Raw genomic sequence first — 17,840 nt, forward strand, 5'->3', positions numbered from 1 at the left:
TTATGGCGTCTTGCGTAGAACCGAACCCATGCGAGCAACCATCGAGGTCGCCGGGCTGCGTAAGCGGTTCGGCCAGACCATGGCGTTGGACGGGATGTCCTTCACCATGGAGCCGGGGCAGGTCACGGGCTTCGTCGGCCTCAACAGAGCGGGTAAGTCCACCACGATGCGGGTGATCCTCGGCCTGATCGCCGCCGCCTCCACCGGCCGGATCGCGCTGCGCACCACCGCGCCGTCGGAGGCGATGGCGGCGCCGGCACACGCCGGCGCCACCGTGGCCGCCACCGGCCGCGACACCCTCACGGTGACCGGGCTGGCGGGTGAGCACGGCCGCCAGTGGGGCGTGGCGCCCGGACGACGTGGGCGTCACCCTGAACCCCGACGGGTCGGCCCACCATCCGGGCGGCTTCAAGGAGTCCGGCGACACGTATCGGCGGGCTGCGCCTACGACTGGGCCAAGATCAGCCTGTTCGGGGTCCAGGTGGGCCAGGCGATGGTCGCCATCCTGGCCGTGCTGGCGATCAGCGGCGAGTACAGCACCGGCATGATCCGCACCACCCTGACGGCGATGCCGCGCCGGGCCACCGCGCTGATCGCCCTGCTCAGCCTCGGCATCGCCGCCGCCGTACGGGACTCGGCCACGGCCATCGGGGTCGTGCTCGGCCTGCTCTACATTCTCTCGATCCTGCCGTCATGATCGCGGATCCGGACTGGCAGAAGCTCCTCTGGCAGCTGTCCCCGATGAACGCCGGGCTGTCACTACGGCTGCGCGACACCTGAACGAGGCCCGCCCGCACACGATGTGGAACGTGGTGGAACGCCCCAAAGAGCACAGAGAGGTGCCGCAAGGAGGCGGCACGTTCAGGACGGGGCGGAGGAAAAACCCCATGGAGAATCTTTTTCGATTGATGCTCACACGGCCGGCCGTGGCGCAGGATCCGGATAATCCCAGCATCCCGCTGAGCCAGGACACGCCGTTTCAGCAGTCGCTGCGGGAGGCCGTCGAGGCACCCCAGCGGCGTACTGCCATAGAGGAGGCCGCCACGGCGTTCGTGGCGGGACCGGAGTTCATCGGCGACCCGGCGGACACCCCGCTGGGCGCCGAGCTCGACGAGCTGGCCGCGCGGCTGGAGGAGATGGAGACGGTCGACGGGAGCGCGTCACCGGAAATGGTGCGTGAGGCCATCATCGACGTGTTCGGGATGGACCCGGACGACGTGACCGAGCTGGCGGACTTCAAGAACGCGGTCAGGAGGCTGCGGGACAGCCTGGTGGCGATCAAGGTGCTCCAGGAGGAGCACTCACGGCCCATCGAGCGGCTTGCCCGGCAGCTGCGTACCGCCGAGGTGATCACCCGCCACGTGGCCGACGACAAGTTCCCCAAGGACCTGGACGAGCTGCGGCGGTGGCTGCGGCGCTCGCTCCGACTGCCCTTCGACCTCGGCCTGACCTCCAGGCTGTCGACTCGCGAGGCGGAGCAGGCGCGGCAACAGCAGCACGCGGCGGCGGTGGCCGCGCGCCAGGAGGAGATCGACGGACTGCTGGCGCAGCACGCGAGCCTGCGGGCCGGACTGGAGGAGCTGGGCCGGCTGAACTCCGAGCACTTCCACGTGACGTCCCAGACGGGCAGCGGGTCGGTGCAACCGCCGGAGCAGCTGCGGCTGACGAACGTGGCCACGGCCCTGAGCGCCTTCCACGGCAACCTGCGCGAGCGGGTCGCCCCGACCTCGGTCATCCCCATCGCAGGCGCGGAGGAGCCCGACGCGACCTCCGCGGCCGCCGAGACCATCTCCCCGGCCGAAGAAACCACCACCGACGAGATCAACGCGCCGGTGGCCCAGGCGCTGCTGCAGACGGCCGCCCCGGTGTTGCGCGGCCGTACGGACTTCCAGCCGACGCCGCTGACCGAGGTCGGCTTCGTCCTGCTGCCGACCGCCAACGAGCGGTTGTCCGCGGCCACCCGTACGCTGCTCACCGACCGCGGCCTCGACCTGACCGCGGTGCCGCTCGACCGGCTCACCCACCGGCTGGAGACCGACCTGGCGGCGACGGCGGCCCGGCTGGAGGCGGTGGCGGGCCACCCGGTGCGCCAGTCGCTCCTGCGGGTCGGCGACGCACTTGTCACGGTGCGGACGCCCGTGACGACCGGCTGGGGAACGCTCGGGACCGGCGGCTCCGTACCCCTGCCGACGCTCCCGCTGGACGGGCGCGTCCCGCACACCAAGGGCGAGGTCGCCCCGGCCGGCATCGCCGACCTGCTGGTGGTCAAGCAGCAGCTGACCGGATACGAGTCGGCCGACGTCGCGCACATCGAGAGCGTGCTGCGCGGCGAGCGCAAAGTACGCGATCACAGCCGCCGCGACACCACCGAGCTGATCACGATCAACGAGCAGGAGACCAACACCAGCGAGGACCGCGACCTGCAGACCACCGACCGGTTCGAGATGACCCGGGAGACCGAGCAGACGGTCAAGGAGGACGTCGCGCTGAAGGCCGGGCTGAACGTCTCGGGCAGGTACGGCCCGGTCGTGGAGTTCGCCGCCAGCGCCGAGGGCTCCATCGCGCGCAGCAAGCAGGAGGCCACCAAGTCGGCCGCCAGGTTCTCGCAGGACGTCACCGAGCGGACCTCCCGCAAGATCGCCGAACGGGTGCTGACCCGCACCCAGCTGACGACCACGACCGAGACGATCGAGAAGAACACCCACGAGCTCGACAACACCCGCGGCAACGAGAACATCTCGGGCGTCTACCAGTGGGTCAACAAGGTGTACCAGGCCCAGTTGTTCAACTACGGGCTGCGGGCGATGTTCGACTTCATGGTGCCCGAGCCGGCCGCCTTCCTCATCGCCTCCATGCGGCAGACGAACGCCGCCGCCCGGAACCTGATCAAGCCCCCGGACTTCCCCCTCAACCCGGCGCAGATCAACGAGATGAACTTCGCGTACTGGGTCAAGCAGACCGGCGCGACCGACGTGCAGCCGCCGCCCGAGATGTTCAAGACGAAGTCCCTGGACTTCAAGGCCGGTGGCGGCGACAGCGACACCAACTACAACCACTCGGCCCAGATCGCCATCGACGAGGGCTATCGGGCCGTCTACGCCACGGTGGGCGTGGTGCGCAACATCTGGGAGAGTGACAACACGGTGGAGGTCGTGGTCGGGCGGCGTACGCAGCGGATGCCCGGCGGCGACCGGCTGTGGGCCACGACGCTGGACGACGAGCTCGACTCGGTGGCCGTGGCCATCGACACCTTCCACGTCGCGCAGGTCGCGGTGGCCGTGGAGGTCAAGTGCCAGCGTACGGACCGGGCGATGGACAAGTGGCGGCTGGAGACGCACGCCAAGCTGGAGACGGCGCACAAGGCGGCCGTGGCCGACTACGAGGAGAAGCTGGCGGCGCTGCAGTTACGGGCCGGGGTGGACATCCAGGGCCGCAATCCGGCCGCCAACCTCGCCCTCATGCAGACGGAGCTGAAGAAGAACTGCGTCAGCATCCTGACCGACCAGCACTACGACCTGTTCGACTCCATCGAGACCTCCCCGGCCAACGGGCTGCCGGAGATCAACGTGTTCGAGGCCGCCGGTGAGGGCCCGTACGTGCGCTTCTTCGAGCAGGCCTTCGAGTGGGAGCACGTGACGTTCGTGACGTACCCCTACTTCTGGGGGCGCAAGAACCAGTGGGAGGAGCGGCTCGGCTTCGACGACCCGGACCCGGCGTTCGCCGACTTCCTCCGGGCCGGGTTCTGCCGGGTCTCGGTGCCCGCCCGGCCGGGCTTCGAGGGCGCGATCGACCACTTCCTCACCTTCGGCGAGATCTGGAACGGCGGCCCGCTGCCGACCATCTCCAACCCCCTGTACCTGCCCATCGCCGACGAGATCGCCGAGCGGCTGGACCGGCCCGGCACGGAGGTGCCGCAGGGGGATCCGTGGATCGTGCGCGTGCCCACGTCGCTGGTGAAGCTGCGTGACGACGACCGGCTGCCCCGCTGGGAGCAGGACGCCGACGGCGAGTGGGTGGAGGTCTAGCGACCCCTCATGGACCGGCGGCGGCCTGTCCCCGCCGGTCCTCGGCCTGATCGTCCGCGCATATGAATGGAGGAATGCGGACATGGCAGATCCAGTCGTGCCGGCCATCGCGACCGGCCCGCTGCTGACCGGGTACGTCGAGCCGGGAGTGGGGCGGGGCGTGCTGACCTTCTTCGCCGACATCGCCGACCCGGTCTTCGGGGCCACCATGGAGATCACGCTCACGGCGCCCCCCTGGAACGAGACCGGCCACCAGCCCTTCACCTGGAGGTACCTGCCGCCCACGGCGGAACGGGCCTTCCCCAAGATCTGGCTCGCGGTCGGCAGGCAGGTCACGGTGACCACCCGGCGCACGGGCAAGAGGAGCGCGGCCGATCTCCTGGCGCTCGGCCCGCGCAACCCCTTGATCGAAATCGTCCGTCCGCAGGACGACGACCTGATCCCGCAGCCCGACGCGTCGGTCATCGAGATATGGCGGTTGCTGCCCCAGCCCTTCACGGTCGGGCCCTTCACCGACGACGAGCTCGGGCGCCGCGACGACTTCTTCTCCCAGGCCGCCACGGTCAACGTCACGACGAAGCCGCTCGGCGTGGTCATCCGGAACGTGCTCAACGGCTATGTGGTCACCATCGACATCGACAACAGGAAGGACGGGAAACCGGCGGCCTTCGTCTACGACATCGTCGTCGATTCGCGCGAGGACGACGACAACATCTTCGGAGACCATGTCACGGTACGCGTCGTGCACACGCACAACGTGACCGTGCACGCCACGGCGTCGCAGGACATGGCCGGATTCATCAGTGTGCAGACCCTGCGACTGGATGACTCGTTCATACCGTCATTCCCGCCGCAGGGGACCGTGCTCGACAACACGACCTTCCAGCCGCAGGAGGTCGAGGTCCACTTCGCGCCCGAGCATCCGACCCTGATCTTCCTGTTCGAGCTGGCGATCCAGTTCGTGCCCTACGTCAACGTTCTCTACGACCTCTCGCAGCTGACCTTCGAGCTGGCCACGGGACGCGACTTCTGGGGCAACGAGGTGAGCGGGGGGCAGATCCTGGCCTACGGGATCACGTCGATGTTGCCGTTCGCCAAGGCGCTGCCGCGCTCGGTCCTGCAGTCCGTACGGACCGAGCTGAAGGCGACCAAGCTGGCGCGAGTCCTCGAAGAGGACGTGATCAGCGAGGTGGGCCGCGTCGCCGAGCAGGAGTTCCTCGAGGCCGTGGGCAGCATGGACGTCAAGGGCGCGACCGACCTGGCCCGGATGCTGACCCGCTACGCCACGGGCAAGCTGTCGATGGACCAGGTGCTCAGGCGCTTCCACGACCTCGTGGGCAACGCCTATCTGCGGGAGCTGGACCGGCGCGTCGTGGAGCGGCTGCTGACGGCCAACTTCAAGACCTTCCGCAACCCCCGCCTGGCGGCCGGGTTCAACGCCTTCTCCGCCAAGAAGCTGAGCCGGGGCATCGTGCGCTCACTCGACCCGATCTCGTGGGCGCTGAGCCAGCGCGGCAAGTCCCGCTTCATCCAGGAGCTGGAGAGCGAGCTGGGCAAGGACTGGGCCGAGGTGCTCAAGCACGCCAAGCGGACCGACAGCCGCCTCAGGCAGCTCAGCACCGCCGACATCGCGCACTACGACCGGCTCGCCGCCCGGGTTGAGGACTTCCGCACGCTGTCCAAGCTCAACCGCGGGCGCGGCGATCTGTACGAGGTCGACCACATTCTCGAGCAGCGTTTCTGGCGCAACGATCCGCGGGTGAGCACCGCGTTCGACGAGAAGGGCGAGGGCATGGCCATGGTGATTCCCAAGAACCCGGCGGTGGCGGCGAAGATGCCGGGAAAGACCATCGCCTATGTGCACACCCTCAAGACCCGCCTGCTCACCGAGCTGATACCGAACGGCCGGGAGGCGGAGTTCACCGTCCAGCAGATCTTCGACGCCCACATATGGGTGCTGGAGTCGTTGCGGGTCGACCGCTCGGTGACGTTGGGGGATCGCCTCCTAGGCGATTTCCGGCTGCTGGCCAGGGCGCGCCGCGAGCGGCTCGAACTGCGCATGCCGTCCGCCGCCACCTTCACGCCGCAGGGCGGCTGGCCGGTGCTCGTAGGGGTCCAGTGAGACAAGCCATAGGGCGGGGGAGCAGCGCTCTAAGGCGTCTGCTTGCCCGCCCGCCACTCCGGCGCGAGCACCGACCAGACCTCCATGTCGAGCCGCTTGCCCCGATACGGGTAGCTCTCGCGTAGCACGCCGTCTTTCCTCATCCCGAGGCGCCGGGCCACCGCGATGCTGGCCGCGTTCTCAGCCGAGACGACCCACTCCACGCGGTGGATGCCCCGGTCCTCGACGGCCCAATCGATGATCATGCGCGCGGCCCGGGTCACCAGGCCCTTGCCCGCCGCGGCCGGCTCCAGCCAGCAGCCCACCTCGGCCGTGCCGTGCTCGATGTTCATCGTCCGGAAGAGCACCCCGCCGACCAGCTTGCCGTCCGTCCAGATGCCGTAGATCCGGCCCACGTCGGCCGCGGCCTTCTCGGCGTACGCCCGCAGGTACGAGCGGCTCGACTCCAGGTCCGTGACGGCGTCCGGCAGCGCGATGTGCTGCCCGATGAACTCCCGCCCCCGGTCCATGTGGGCAAGGAACTCCGCCGCCCGCCACGGCTCCAGCGGGCGCAGCTCCGCGCCATCGTCGCCCAGGGATATCGCGTACATAGCTCACCTCAACGGTTGAAACCAGCCCAAACGGTGAACGGATCTTCTCACGGGCGGCGTGACGTCATCTCCCGGCACCGCCAGGAGACGTCATGTCCCAGCACCGTCAGGCGACGTCGCGGTCGCGACAGCGTGGGCCGCGCCGCGTCCGCGGGCTCGGGCGACGATCTCGCCGGCCTGAACGCGTACCGCGGCCTCGGTGGCGTCGCCGATGTCCGGGAGGCCGACGGCCGAGGCGAGGGTGGCGTGGCCGTCGAGGACGAGCCGGAAGCCCGGCCGGGCCTCCGGCTCGAACACCCGCCGCAGGCACCCGGTGAGGTCGCCGACCCTGAGCCGTACGAGACGTCCGATCTCGGCGGGGTCGCCCGTCACCACCGCCACGGTGATCCGGTCGCCCGGCCGGGCGGCGCGGACGGCTTCCTCCGCCGCCTCCAACCGGCCGGCCCCGAGGACCACGAGCACGCCGTCGGCGCCGAACCCGACCCGGCGGCCGGTGATCTGATCCGGCAACTCGGCGGGCGGCTCCCAGCGCTCCTGGACAGACTGCGCGGGGGCGACGAAGGGGAGGTGCGGCGGGTCCCACGTGTCGGCGAGGTCGAGGCCGGCCAGGTGCTCGCAGGCCCGCGCCACGTCGAAGGGGTCGGCGAATCCGGGCGCTGTATCGGCCAGGTGACCGGCCCCGTTCAGCAGGGTGAGGACCAGTTCGGCCAGCCGTACGCACCGCGTGTGGTGCGGCGGGCGTGACTCCAGCGCGAGAGCGAGCAGCAGCGATTCCAGCCGGGTGACCTGTGCCAGCGCGGTGCGGCCCGGCTCGTCGTCGAAGACCCCGGCCAGCGAGCGCAGCCGCAGGCTCCCGTCGGCGGGCGTGTCGCCGGCCAGCGGCAGGCGTTCGAGCCAGCTGCGGGCGAACGCGCCCATCGCCTCGGCCAGACCGGATGGCGACGGTGTCTTGGGGTCGTCCGCGTGCTCGATCGAGCCGGCAGGGGCGTCCGCGTGCTCGATCGAGCCGACCAGGACCGCCAAGTAGAGCGCGCGCTTGCTGGGGAAGTTCGAGTAGACCGCGCCACGGGTCAGCTCCGCCCGCTCCGCGATCCGGTCGACCTTGGCGTCGGCGTATCCACGCTCGCCGAACTCCGCCCGCGCGGCGGCCAGGACGGCCGCCCTGGTGCGTTCCTGCTGCTGCGCCCGGGTCAGCCTGACCATCGCGACCTCTTCGTCCCCGTCATGGTCACAGGATACTAAGGGCATTCGGATGTACGCATCATCCGACCTCGGGGTGTAAATCGAGGTGGCCTACCGCTGGGCGGGCACCGCCGAGGTGGCCGTCGGCCACCAGGTCGCGGCCGGCGGTACATGGACGCCGGGTCGACGATCTCCTCCACAAAGCGGTCCCAGCCGAAGCTCGGCCCTGAGGTGTCGATCCGGATGTCGAACGCGGCGCTCAGCGAGCGGTAGAACAGGCCTCCATCGTCATGGAGACCACCAGAACTGGGCTTGACGTCCACCGGCGTAGCGTCGGTGTCATGAGAGGGACGGCGGCCCTGGTGGGGTCCTGAACGAAGGCGGATGTACGTCCGTGGATGTACATCACCGCACGAAGAGGATAGGGGGAGCCATGCCATGGCCGAACTTGCTGCCCGCGGGATGTCGGTCTGGCTGGACGGCCTGAGCCGGGAGCGGCTGGTTTCCGGCAGTTTGGCGGATCTGGTCGCGCGGGACCACGTGGTGGGGGTTACCACCAATCCCACCATCTTCGCGAACGCCATATCGCGCGGTGATGCCCGCGACGCACAGATGAGCGTTCGAGGCGAGATGGGATCGGCTGTGCGAGCAACTGGCCACCACCCTACGAGCAACCGACAGAAGTGCTGGACATGGCCGTTGACATGACGTACCTGATCGCCGGAGTCAGCGACCGGCTCAAGGCGGTCTTCCAAACCGAGTCCCGGGTCATGATCATCGGCGCCGGCTGGATCGGGTTGGAGACCACGGCCGCCGCTCGCGCCGCCGGAGCCGAGGCGGCCGTCCTGGAGAGCAGGGAGTTGCCGCTGCTGAGGGTGCTCGGCCGCGAGACCGCCGAGGTCTTCGCCGGGCTTGCACCGAGAGCGCGGGGCCGACCTGCGCTGCGGCGTGCGGGGCCGGCCGGTATGAACGTCAAGGCCCGCCGTACAGGGACGCGCACGACCGTGAGGAGGCAACCATGGCTGGCAAGGGCAAGGGCAAGGGCAAGGGCAAGGTTCAGGTGCGCCGGGTCTATGAGGAGCCGGCTGGAGACGACGGCACCAGAGTGCTGGTGGACCGGATCTGGCCGCGAGGGCTGACCAAAATCAAGGCCGGCCTCGACGAATGGTGCAAACAGGTCGCTCCATCGACCGAGCTGCGTACCTGGTATCACCACGATCCCGAGCTCTTCGCGGAGTTCGGCCGCCGCTACCGCGGCGAACTGGCAGAGCCCGAACGGGCAGCCGCGGTGACGCACCTGCGCGAGCTCGCGAACAGCGGAGTGCTGACCCTGCTCACCGCGACCAGACAGCCGGAGATCAGCGAGGCCGCCGTGCTCGCCGAACTGCTCCAGCAGTGACCAGGCCGCCGGCGGGACGGCCAGGCCGGAACGCCATCGGCGCGGCTGACGTGGAGGCGAGAGCAGACTCTTTGACGCAGGGCCAGGAGGTGCGGCATGCGGCACAACGTCGCGCAGAACCCACCTGCGGCGCTTCGGCCTCTCATGCCGGCCATTCGGCTCGTGCGCTGTCGGGGTCATCGAGCAAGGCAGGACTCCCGCTGCGCGGCACCGTCTGGTTGGCCGCCCCAGATGGCGGGTGGTCGCGGACTAGGTGAGGCGGGTTCGACGTCGCCGGGAAAGGCACAGGGCGAGGACCAGAGCGGCCAGGACCGTCGCGGCGAGGCCGATGATGAGCATCCACGGCCAAGACGAGTCGATCAATGCCGGGATGCCCCAGCTGGCGGGTTTGCCGGGGAAGCGGAGTGTCGCGGTGACGGTGCGGCGGATACGGCCGCTTTCCAGCAGGAGTTCGACCTTCCACGGGCCGTCGGGCAGCTGTTCGTCGAGCACGACGGCGACCGGCGCACTCGCGTTGAGGGCCAGCGTGGTGCCCAGCTGGGCTGGGAACGGTCCGGCGCCGAGCCCGCCGGGCCCCTCGCTCAGCCGCATCTGCCCGCTGATGTCCAGGGCGCGCTGGCCGGTGTTGTGCACCGCGGCCTGGACCACGGGCATGCCGTCGGCCGTGCGGCCGGGGGTCAGCCGGTCGATGCGGAAGTCCGACGGCGGGTCACCGCCGGGGCCGACGTCGAGATACATCCTGATACCGACCCGGTTGATCATTTGGACGGTGGGAGCGGAGCCGGGCGCGGCTGCGGAGGTCGCCTCGGCGAAGATGGCGCCGTACCGTTCTCCCTTGGTGGCGCGATGGGGAATGGTGATCGTCGCCTTGAGCGGGATGTGGCTGTGCGGCGGCGCGACCAGCTCGGTGCGGTTGATGGACACCCACGAACTCAGCTCGTTGGCGTCGCGCTCCGGCGACGGCACGAACTTGCCGTCGCGGATCTCCGCCGCACCGGGATAGACCGTGATGCGCTGGGGACTGCTGGAGGTGTTCTCGACCTCGAAGCGCCGGGAGATCTTGGAGCCGGGGTTGATGTGGTCGACTATATACAGGTAGGCGCGGGGATCGTCGCGACGGTTGGCGGAGGCCTCCAGCAGCTTGATGCCGATGACGCCGCGGGGGGCGCGGTGGGACGGGTCAGAACCGCCCGATCCGCCTTGTGCGAGGGCGGGGGCGCTGACCGAGCTGAGCAGCAGCGTCAGCGCCCCGAACGAGGAGAGCAGTAGCGAGGAGAGCGGCATGGTGCGCAGGCCCACGTGGTCAGGTCACCGTGTGCGTGATCGTGCCGGTGTACTGGCCTGCCACGTTGCTCAGGGCGACCGCGATGGTGATCAGCGGGTTCCACGTCGCCGAGTTGCTGCCGGTGCCGCCCGAATGGCTGTAGGCGGTGCGCGAGGCGCTCAAGGCCTGTCCGGTCGCGGGAGGTGGTGCGGCACAGCCGGTCTGGCCGGCGGTGAAGGTTCCGTTGCCGGACGTGGCGGAGGCGGTGCCCGAGCAGTAGGACACGCTGGCGTTGGAGATGGTCTCCCCGGGGTCGTCGCCGCCGCCGGTGGTGAAGGCCGTCGAGGTCACGGCGGCCGTCCAGGTGGGGGTGGCCGAGCCGCGCGCGTCGTTCACGGTGACCGCCCCCAGCTGGCCGGAGGAGTAGCCGCCCGGTGCCGCGTCATTGGTCAGGTCGACCGTGCTGTTGGGCACGGTGATCTCCAGTGCGCCCACGGTCACATCGAAGGTGACCGTGGTGTTGCACGCCGTGTTGTTGGCACAGGTGGCGGCTTCGGCCGGCATTCCGGTCAGCGTGCCCAGCGTCATCACCCCCGCCAATCCCACCAGGCCGGTCCGCAAAAGCGCTTTCATGCTGGTGAATTCTCCTTCAACTCGCAGACATCGAAAACCCCGGCCCGGTTCGGGCGCAGGGTGTGGGAACATTAACACGGAGTGAAAGCGACTCCTCCGCCGATACGGTCAATCGCCCCACCAAAAAACGCCAAGCCTTCGAATGCCGTAATTGGCCGGTAGTCGCCCCCAGTTCTATGAGGTGCTCGCCCAAATGCTGAATCATGTTTGGCGATGAATTTACCGGACGCGGGGATTGTCCTATGAACGCGGCCCGCCATTCGCCACTTAGACTGCCGACGGCATTCGCTTGTCGCCTGAACGGTCGGCGGTCCGGCTCATGCGGATTCATCGGAATCGAGGGAGATACGTGGGGACATTCGCGTCGCTGACGGCGTCGATCGTCGTGAGCCTCGGGCTCGGTGCTCCCGCGGCCCCCGTGCCCGCCGCCGGTGCCATCGGTGCCGCGACGAACTCCACGTTCGCCTTGCGCGTCAATACCCTCACGATCACCGTGCCTGCCTCGGCCAGCCTGGGCAACGGCACTCAGGGCAACTCGCGCAGCGCCAGCATGGGCACGATCACCGTGGAGGATTCCCGTAACGGGTCCCTGTCCTGGACGGCGACCGTGACGTCCACCAACTTCACCACCGGCGGCGGGAGCGCGGGCGAGACGATCGCCAAAGGCAACGTCGCGTACTGGTCCGGCCCGGTCACCGGCCAATCGGGCGGTGGCACCCGCGTCCCGGGGCAACTCACCGCGGCGGACAAGGTTCCGCTGTCTTCGCCGGTGGTCGCGTTCAAGGGGACCAAGTCGCCGCTCGCCACCCTCACCAGTTGGCAGCCGACGCTCGTGGTCAGTGTCCCGATCGCGGCCGTCATCGGCCACTACACCGGCGTCATCACCCATACGGTTACCTGATCACTCGGTTCCCGCCATCGCGCGAGCCCCGGTTCGATGTCTTCATAGTGGCCGCGTTGAGCGGCGAATCCGATATTTCCCACTGACCGCCCGGTCGCTGCTTTGGCAACCCGGCCGGTGAATTGGTGGACTCATGACCGGCCACAAACGAAGACAGCCGAGGCGGAACGGTGGCGCCGGGAGATATTGGGACGGCTGAGCCGAGCGGAGGCGAGGAATGTCCGGTGTATCGATTGTTCGGCGGTTTTCGCGGCGAACAATCGAGCAATCCAGACATTTCTTGCGGCGATAAAAGCCGCTCATCCAGCCGATATATTTCCATTCCTCCTGAAAGGGGATGTCATGCGTCGACGCTCCAGAATTCTCGGATACCCACTCGCCGTCATGGCCCTGCTCCTGGCGGCCCACATACCAGCCGCCGCATCCGACGCCAAGCCACCCCGCCCCCCCTCGCCCCCACGCCCCTGGGTCAAGCTCTGCCTCACGCTCAAGCAGCGGCCGCACCACAGGAACATCCGGTGCACCTTCCCGCCCGCCGACCGGCACGCGAACGCCCCGATGCGCATAGCCGACTCCCTGCGCACACCGACGATCAACGAGAGCGCCGTACCGACTAGCCCAGCGAGCCCTGTCGGGATCACCTCCGGTCCGGACGGCAACATCTGGTTCACCGAGAATTACGGCAACAAGATCGGGAAAGTCACCCCGGGCGGCGTGTACACCGAATACAGCCTGCCCAACGCGGACTCACAGCCCGGCCACATCACCACCGGACCTGACGGCGCCCTGTGGTTCACCGAGGCGAACGCCAACAAGATCGGGCGCATCACCACCACCGGGACGATCACCGAATACAGCCTGCCCACCTCCGCCGCCTACCCATGGGGCATCACTTCCGGTCCGGACGGCAACCTGTGGTTCACCGAGACCAACGTCGACAAGGTCGGAAAGATCACCACGTCCGGGACGATCACCGAGTACAGTCTGCCCACTTCCGGCGCCTACCCCATGTTCATCACCACCGGCCCCGACAGCAACCTGTGGTTCACCGAGCCCCTTCTGGGCAGTCTCGCGAAGGTCACCACCAGCGGAACCGTCACCGAGTACGCCGGTCCCTCTGGCGCGTTGCCCATAGGGATCGTCACTGGATCCGACAGCAACCTCTGGTACAGCGACGCCCAAGGAAGGATCGGCACGGCCACCACCGCCGGGAGCTTCACCGACTACTCCCTCAGTGATCCCAACAGCTTCCCCTGGGGAATGACCCTCGGCCTGGACGACAACGTGTGGTTCGTCGAACAGAGCGCCAACAACGTCGCTAGCATCACCACAACCGGCACCATCAGCGAATACGCTCTCCCGACCAGCTACGCCGGCCCGATGCAGATCGCCGTCGGATCCGATGACAACCTCTGGGTCACCGAGAACCCCGTCGACCAGCTCGCCATCGTCACCCCCTGACCAGGGCGGCCGGCAGCCGCATCGCCTGCGTGCCGCGGCTGCCGGCCGACCCCCCTCGTCCGAAGATCTCGCATCCGGTGGGCATGTCCCGGATCCTTCATCCGGACCAAAGGCGCTGCTATGTGCCGGCGCGATCAGGGGAGCATGAACGACGGGTCATCGGGCCGGGAAGTAGGCGTAGGCGTCCACGGAGACGGTCACCTGCGAGGTGCCCTCGTTCTTCAGCACGACCGTCCCGTCCTGCCGCAGCGCGGCCGTCGTGAAGCCGCTGGTGTCCTTGCTCGCCGGGTACGCCACCACCCGGGCGGTGTTCGGGCCGCTCTGGGGCACCACCGAGACGATCCCGGCCGCGCTCGCCTTCGCGGCGACGGACAAGCCGACGGCGGCGACGCCGGACGAGGGGATGTCCGGCACTCCGGTGAACCTCAGCACGCGGGTGCCGCCCGCGGTGATGGTGACGGCTTTGGCCACCGACGCCGGCCGGATCGCCTTGGTGGTCGATCCTCGCTGGGCCGAGGTGTAGTAGCCGCTCACGTCGACGGAGATCTCCACCGTGCCGGCGCCGAGATTGTGCAGGTTGATCTTCCCGTCGGGGCCGGGCTTGACGATGGTGAAGAACTGCGCCGCGGTGTTGGCCGGGTAGTCGATGTTGGCGTCGATGGGATAGATGTCCCCGGCGGCGTAGACCCGTATCGTCCCGGTGGCGGCGCTCTTGACCATCACCGTGAGCGCGACCGTGTCCACCCCGGAGGCGGGGACGCCGGACATGCCGGCGGTGGCCAGCTGGACGTTGCCCCAGGCAGGGATGACGGTCCGCTCCGCCGGCCGTACCGGGGAGATCGGCATGTAGGTGCCGCCCACGGCGGCGTCGGCCGCCGCGCGGGTGTGGCCGTGGACGTCGAGCGTCACGCGCACCGGCGCGCCGCTCCTGTTCACCACCTTGACCTTCCCGTCCGCGCCGACCTTCGCGATGACCATGGTGGAGGTGTAGCGGCCGCTGTCGTAGAAGAGCACGTTGCTCTCCGGCTCCGCTTCGCCGGAGGGGTACACCGCCAGGGAGCCCGAGTTGAACCAGTCGCCCTTGGCGGCGAGGTTGAGCGCGACCGCGCGGATCCCCGTCGCGGGCAGGCCGGCCACGCCGGCGACCTGAACCGCCATGGTGGAGTTGGCGCTGAGCTGGACGCTGTCCAGAATCCGGCCGCGCGTGTTGAAGTACTGGTCGGGCCCCGGCCTCGGGGTCGCTCCCAGGGCGGCGTCGTCGAGCTGGATCCGTGGAGTGGTGGCGCCGGGATAGCTGATGCTCCTGCCGTTCTCCTTGAGCATCGGCTCCAGCTCGGTCACGCTCGCGTTGGGGAAGGCCTGGCGTAGCACCGCCAGGGAGCCGGCGACGTGGGGGGCGGCCATGGACGTCACTCGGCCTGCCAGCCCGGCCCGAAGACCGACAGGTCGGCGCGGGAGGCCGGCACCGCCTTCGGCTGGGCCAGGCTGCCGTCGATGGCGGCCACGCCGTGCTTGCGGCCGATCGCGCCCACCGAGGCGTCGATCTCGTTGAGCTCGAAGGTCTTGGCGTCGGCGAAGTACTGGCCGGGGCCGACGGGCTGGTCGCTGTCCGACGCCGTGGCGGCGACGGCCGCCTGCCCGGGAAGGACGGTCAGCAGGGGCAGGATCACCGCGGTGACCGCCGTGACGATGGCTAATCGCCTCATGAAGCTCTCCTTACGTCGTTGGGTAAAGACGCTCGCGGTCCCGCTGGACGAGTGCCGGGGTCGACGACCACTCTTCGTGGGGCGCGGGGCTCCCCTGAGAGAGGGGAGCGGTGCTCGAAATCTATGGAGAGATGGGCGGCCCGTCTTCAACCCGCGGTTTGAACCGGCGGTCCACCATTCGCGGCAGCCGCTGCTACTCCGTTCGCTGACACCGGGGGTGCGGTCTACCACGGAAGTCGCAGACCCATGGTTTTGCCATATCGGCAACAGAGTTTGCAGCTGCGGTCCATGAGGTCGCATAGTTCGTCGCGGAGGTGGTCAAGGTGACCGATCAGCTGAAGGACGGCTACGACGTGGTGGTGGTCGGCGGTGGCGCCGCGGGGTTGAGCGGGGCGCTGATGCTGGCCCGGGCGCGGCGCTCGGTGGCGGTGATCGACGCGGGAGCCCCGCGCAACGCCCCGGCGGAGGGCGTGCACGGGTTGCTGGCCCGGGAGGGGATCCGGCCGGCCGAGTTGCTGGAGCGCGGCCGGGCCGAGGTGCGCGGCTACGGCGGTCACGTGGTGGCCGGGGAGGTCGCCGCGGCGGTGCGGGACGCCAAGGGGTTCACCGTGGCGCTGGCCGACGGCAGGTCCGTCCGGGCGCGCCGGCTCCTGGTGGCCGCCGGGCTGGTCGACGAACTGCCGGACGTGCCGGGGCTGCGGGCTCGGTGGGGAAGGGATGTGATTCATTGCCCGTACTGCCACGGCTGGGAGGTTCGTGACCGGGCCATCGGCGTACTGGCCAGTGGGCCGATGGCGGTGCACCAGGCGCTGCTGCTGCGTCAGTGGAGCGCCGACGTCACGCTCTTCTCCCACACCATGCCGCCGCCGGACGAGGAGGAGGCGGAGCGGCTGGCCGCTCGCGGCATCACCGTGGTGCGCGGCGAGGTGGCGTCCCTGGAGATCGTCGAGGACCGCATCGTGGGAGTACGCCTGAGCGACGGCACGCTGGTCCGCCGCGAGGTGATGGCGGTCGCCACACGAATGGTGGCGCGCGCCGGTTTCCTGTCGGCGCTCGGGCTACGGCCGGTCGAACATCCCATGGGAGCCGGCGAGTACATCCCCGCCGACGCGACCGGCCGTACAGACGTGCCCGGGATCTGGGTCGCGGGCAATGTCAGCGATCTGGTCGCCCAGGTGGGCACCGCCGCGGCGGCGGGGGCCACGGCGGCGGCCCAGATCAACGCCGACCTGATCGCCGAGGAGACCCGAGAGGCGGTGGCCGCCTACCGGGACCCGTTCTCGGCCGAGGCCGAAGCGCGGCTGTGCGAACTGGCGATGGGCGAAAGCCGCCACGGCCTGTGAACCGTGGCGGCAGGTCGCCCATTCTCCTGGGAAATCAGTGGCGTTCCTGACGCGGCAGCACCACCTCGGCCGTGATCAGCTGAAGGGCGGCGGCGGCCGGGATGGCCAGCAGCGCGCCCACCACGCCGAGCAGCGCACCGCCGATCAGCGCGGCGACGATGGTGGTGGCGGGGGGTACGTCGACGGAGGACTTCATCACTCTCGGCGCGATCAGATAGTTCTCGATCTGCTGGTAGACGATGAAGAACACCAGCGTGGCGATGGCCACCGGAAACGACACGAACAGTGACACCAAGATGGCGATGGTCGCCCCGATCCCGGCGCCGATCAGCGGTATCAGGTCGGTGACCGCCACGATGATGGCCAACGGCAGTGCGTAGGGCACACCGGCGATCGACAGGAACATGAACGAGGTGACCCCGGCGATCAGGGAGATGAGCAGGTTCCCGGCCACGTACCCGCCGACGCTCTTGAAGATCTGGTCGCCCAGCATCTGTACGCGCGGCCGCCGGCTCCTGGGGACCAGCCGGTAGCCGACCCGGATGATGGAGGGCAGCGCGGCGAGGAAGTACAGCGTCAAGATCAGCCCGGTGATGGCGGAGAAGACCGCGCTGACCACGACGCTGGCCGCGCCGAGCAGCCCGCCGAACAACTGCTGTCCGACCTGCCCGCCGGTGAGGTACGCCTGGGCCTGCTCCAGCAGGCCGAAGCGCTGATCGAGCTCGCGCACCTGCGCGTTGTTCTGCAGTTGGCTGATGTAGGTGGGCAACTGCTCGACGAACTGGCCGCTCTGCTGGGACACGGCGGGCACGACCGCGATGACGAAGACCGCGAAGAACGCGATCACCGCGACGAACACCAGGGTGATCGCCAGCCAGCGCGGCAGGTGCCGCTCTTCCAGCCACTCCACCATGGGGTTGAGCCCCACCGCGAGGAACAGCGACGTCACTATCAAGATCAGTATGGAGACGGCGGCGGTCAGCGCCTGGACCAGCAGCCAGGCGGCCAGTACGCCGAGCGCGGCGGTGAAGCCGAAGAGGAAGGGATTGCTGCCGAAGGGACGGCCGGGGCGGCCGAACGGTAACGGCGAGGGTTCCTCCCGAACGGCCCTGGCGTCGCCCGGGGCCTGCGCGGTGGGGTGATCAGAGGGTTCCGGCACGGGTGCTCCTCTGCCCGGAGGCATCGCTTCATACCGTGCCGGGGGTCACAGCTTG

At 69.1% G+C, this 17,840-nt stretch carries 16 protein-coding genes; 9 read left to right on the forward strand and 7 right to left on the reverse strand.

All coding sequences use genetic code 11. The features are described from left to right. The first annotated feature begins 28 nt into the window (after window positions 1-28). From ACQP2T_RS27770 to ACQP2T_RS27780, 3 genes are all read left to right on the forward strand, one after another. Window positions 29-697 carry an ATP-binding cassette domain-containing protein gene (locus ACQP2T_RS27770; protein WP_433518979.1) on the forward strand — a complete coding sequence of 223 codons (669 nt, stop codon included), beginning with the start codon at window positions 29-31 and terminating at the stop codon, window positions 695-697. A gap of 211 nt (window positions 698-908) precedes the next feature. Next, on the forward strand, window positions 909-4,025 hold the full coding sequence (locus ACQP2T_RS27775) for a hypothetical protein (RefSeq protein ID WP_433518980.1): 3,117 nt from the start codon (window positions 909-911) through the stop codon (window positions 4,023-4,025). Window positions 4,026-4,107: 82 nt separating this feature from the next. After that, complete coding sequence (locus tag ACQP2T_RS27780) at window positions 4,108-6,147, forward strand: hypothetical protein (protein WP_433518981.1); 2,040 nt, start codon at window positions 4,108-4,110, stop codon at window positions 6,145-6,147. Window positions 6,148-6,176: 29 nt separating this feature from the next. Here the strand turns inward: ACQP2T_RS27780 and ACQP2T_RS27785 are convergent, their stop codons facing one another. Then, the gene (locus tag ACQP2T_RS27785) at window positions 6,177-6,737 is read right to left on the reverse strand and encodes a GNAT family N-acetyltransferase (RefSeq protein ID WP_433518982.1); all 561 of its coding nucleotides are present in this window, start codon (window positions 6,735-6,737) and stop codon (window positions 6,177-6,179) included. Window positions 6,738-6,827: 90 nt separating this feature from the next. After that, a complete protein-coding gene (locus ACQP2T_RS27790; RefSeq protein ID WP_433518983.1) occupies window positions 6,828-7,940 on the reverse strand; it encodes a TetR/AcrR family transcriptional regulator in 1,113 nt (370 codons plus the stop codon). A 417-nt stretch (window positions 7,941-8,357) separates the two neighbouring features. Between ACQP2T_RS27790 and ACQP2T_RS27795 the strand changes: the two genes are divergently transcribed. The 3 genes from ACQP2T_RS27795 to ACQP2T_RS27805 all read left to right on the forward strand — a co-directional run bounded on the left by ACQP2T_RS27795 (window position 8,358) and on the right by ACQP2T_RS27805 (window position 9,318). Continuing rightward, window positions 8,358-8,627, forward strand: coding sequence for a transaldolase family protein (locus ACQP2T_RS27795; RefSeq protein ID WP_433518984.1), 270 nt, complete (start codon window positions 8,358-8,360; stop codon window positions 8,625-8,627). A gap of 62 nt (window positions 8,628-8,689) precedes the next feature. Next, a complete protein-coding gene (locus ACQP2T_RS27800) occupies window positions 8,690-9,058 on the forward strand; it encodes an NAD-binding protein (RefSeq protein ID WP_433519840.1) in 369 nt (122 codons plus the stop codon). Next, window positions 9,025-9,318 (forward strand): DUF488 domain-containing protein, encoded by a 294-nt coding sequence (locus ACQP2T_RS27805; RefSeq protein ID WP_433518985.1) that lies wholly within the window; start codon window positions 9,025-9,027, stop codon window positions 9,316-9,318. The genes ACQP2T_RS27800 and ACQP2T_RS27805 overlap by 34 nt, the downstream gene beginning before the upstream one ends. 249 nt (window positions 9,319-9,567) lie before the next feature. On the opposite strand, the gene ACQP2T_RS27810 is transcribed toward ACQP2T_RS27805, so the two are convergent. Further along, complete coding sequence (locus tag ACQP2T_RS27810) at window positions 9,568-10,617, reverse strand: hypothetical protein (protein WP_433518986.1); 1,050 nt, start codon at window positions 10,615-10,617, stop codon at window positions 9,568-9,570. A 4-nt stretch (window positions 10,618-10,621) separates the two neighbouring features. Then, window positions 10,622-11,215, reverse strand: a complete 594-nt coding sequence (locus tag ACQP2T_RS27815; RefSeq protein ID WP_433518987.1) for a hypothetical protein — start codon at window positions 11,213-11,215, stop codon at window positions 10,622-10,624. A 349-nt stretch (window positions 11,216-11,564) separates the two neighbouring features. On the opposite strand from ACQP2T_RS27815, the gene ACQP2T_RS27820 reads away from it, so the two are divergent. Next, window positions 11,565-12,116, forward strand: coding sequence for a hypothetical protein (locus ACQP2T_RS27820; protein WP_433518988.1), 552 nt, complete (start codon window positions 11,565-11,567; stop codon window positions 12,114-12,116). A gap of 342 nt (window positions 12,117-12,458) precedes the next feature. Further along, window positions 12,459-13,577: a Vgb family protein gene (locus ACQP2T_RS27825; protein WP_433518989.1), complete on the forward strand. Its 1,119-nt coding sequence runs from the start codon at window positions 12,459-12,461 to the stop codon at window positions 13,575-13,577. Window positions 13,578-13,733: 156 nt separating this feature from the next. Here the strand turns inward: ACQP2T_RS27825 and ACQP2T_RS27830 are convergent, their stop codons facing one another. Beyond that, the gene (locus tag ACQP2T_RS27830; protein ID WP_433518990.1) at window positions 13,734-14,981 is read right to left on the reverse strand and encodes a hypothetical protein; all 1,248 of its coding nucleotides are present in this window, start codon (window positions 14,979-14,981) and stop codon (window positions 13,734-13,736) included. 5 nt (window positions 14,982-14,986) lie between these two features. Beyond that, on the reverse strand, window positions 14,987-15,283 hold the full coding sequence (locus ACQP2T_RS27835) for a hypothetical protein (RefSeq protein WP_433518991.1): 297 nt from the start codon (window positions 15,281-15,283) through the stop codon (window positions 14,987-14,989). A 323-nt stretch (window positions 15,284-15,606) separates the two neighbouring features. On the opposite strand from ACQP2T_RS27835, the gene ACQP2T_RS27840 reads away from it, so the two are divergent. Continuing rightward, entirely contained in the window at window positions 15,607-16,626 is a 1,020-nt protein-coding gene (locus tag ACQP2T_RS27840; RefSeq protein WP_433518992.1) for an NAD(P)/FAD-dependent oxidoreductase, read from the forward strand. Window positions 16,627-16,660: 34 nt separating this feature from the next. Here ACQP2T_RS27840 and ACQP2T_RS27845 read toward each other — a convergent pair whose 3' ends face one another. Next, window positions 16,661-17,785: an AI-2E family transporter gene (locus tag ACQP2T_RS27845; RefSeq protein WP_433518993.1), complete on the reverse strand. Its 1,125-nt coding sequence runs from the start codon at window positions 17,783-17,785 to the stop codon at window positions 16,661-16,663. Window positions 17,786-17,840 lie beyond the last annotated feature (55 nt).

The sequence above is a fragment of the Nonomuraea sp. CA-143628 genome (assembly GCF_050942315.1).
GTDB lineage: Bacteria > Actinomycetota > Actinomycetes > Streptosporangiales > Streptosporangiaceae > Nonomuraea.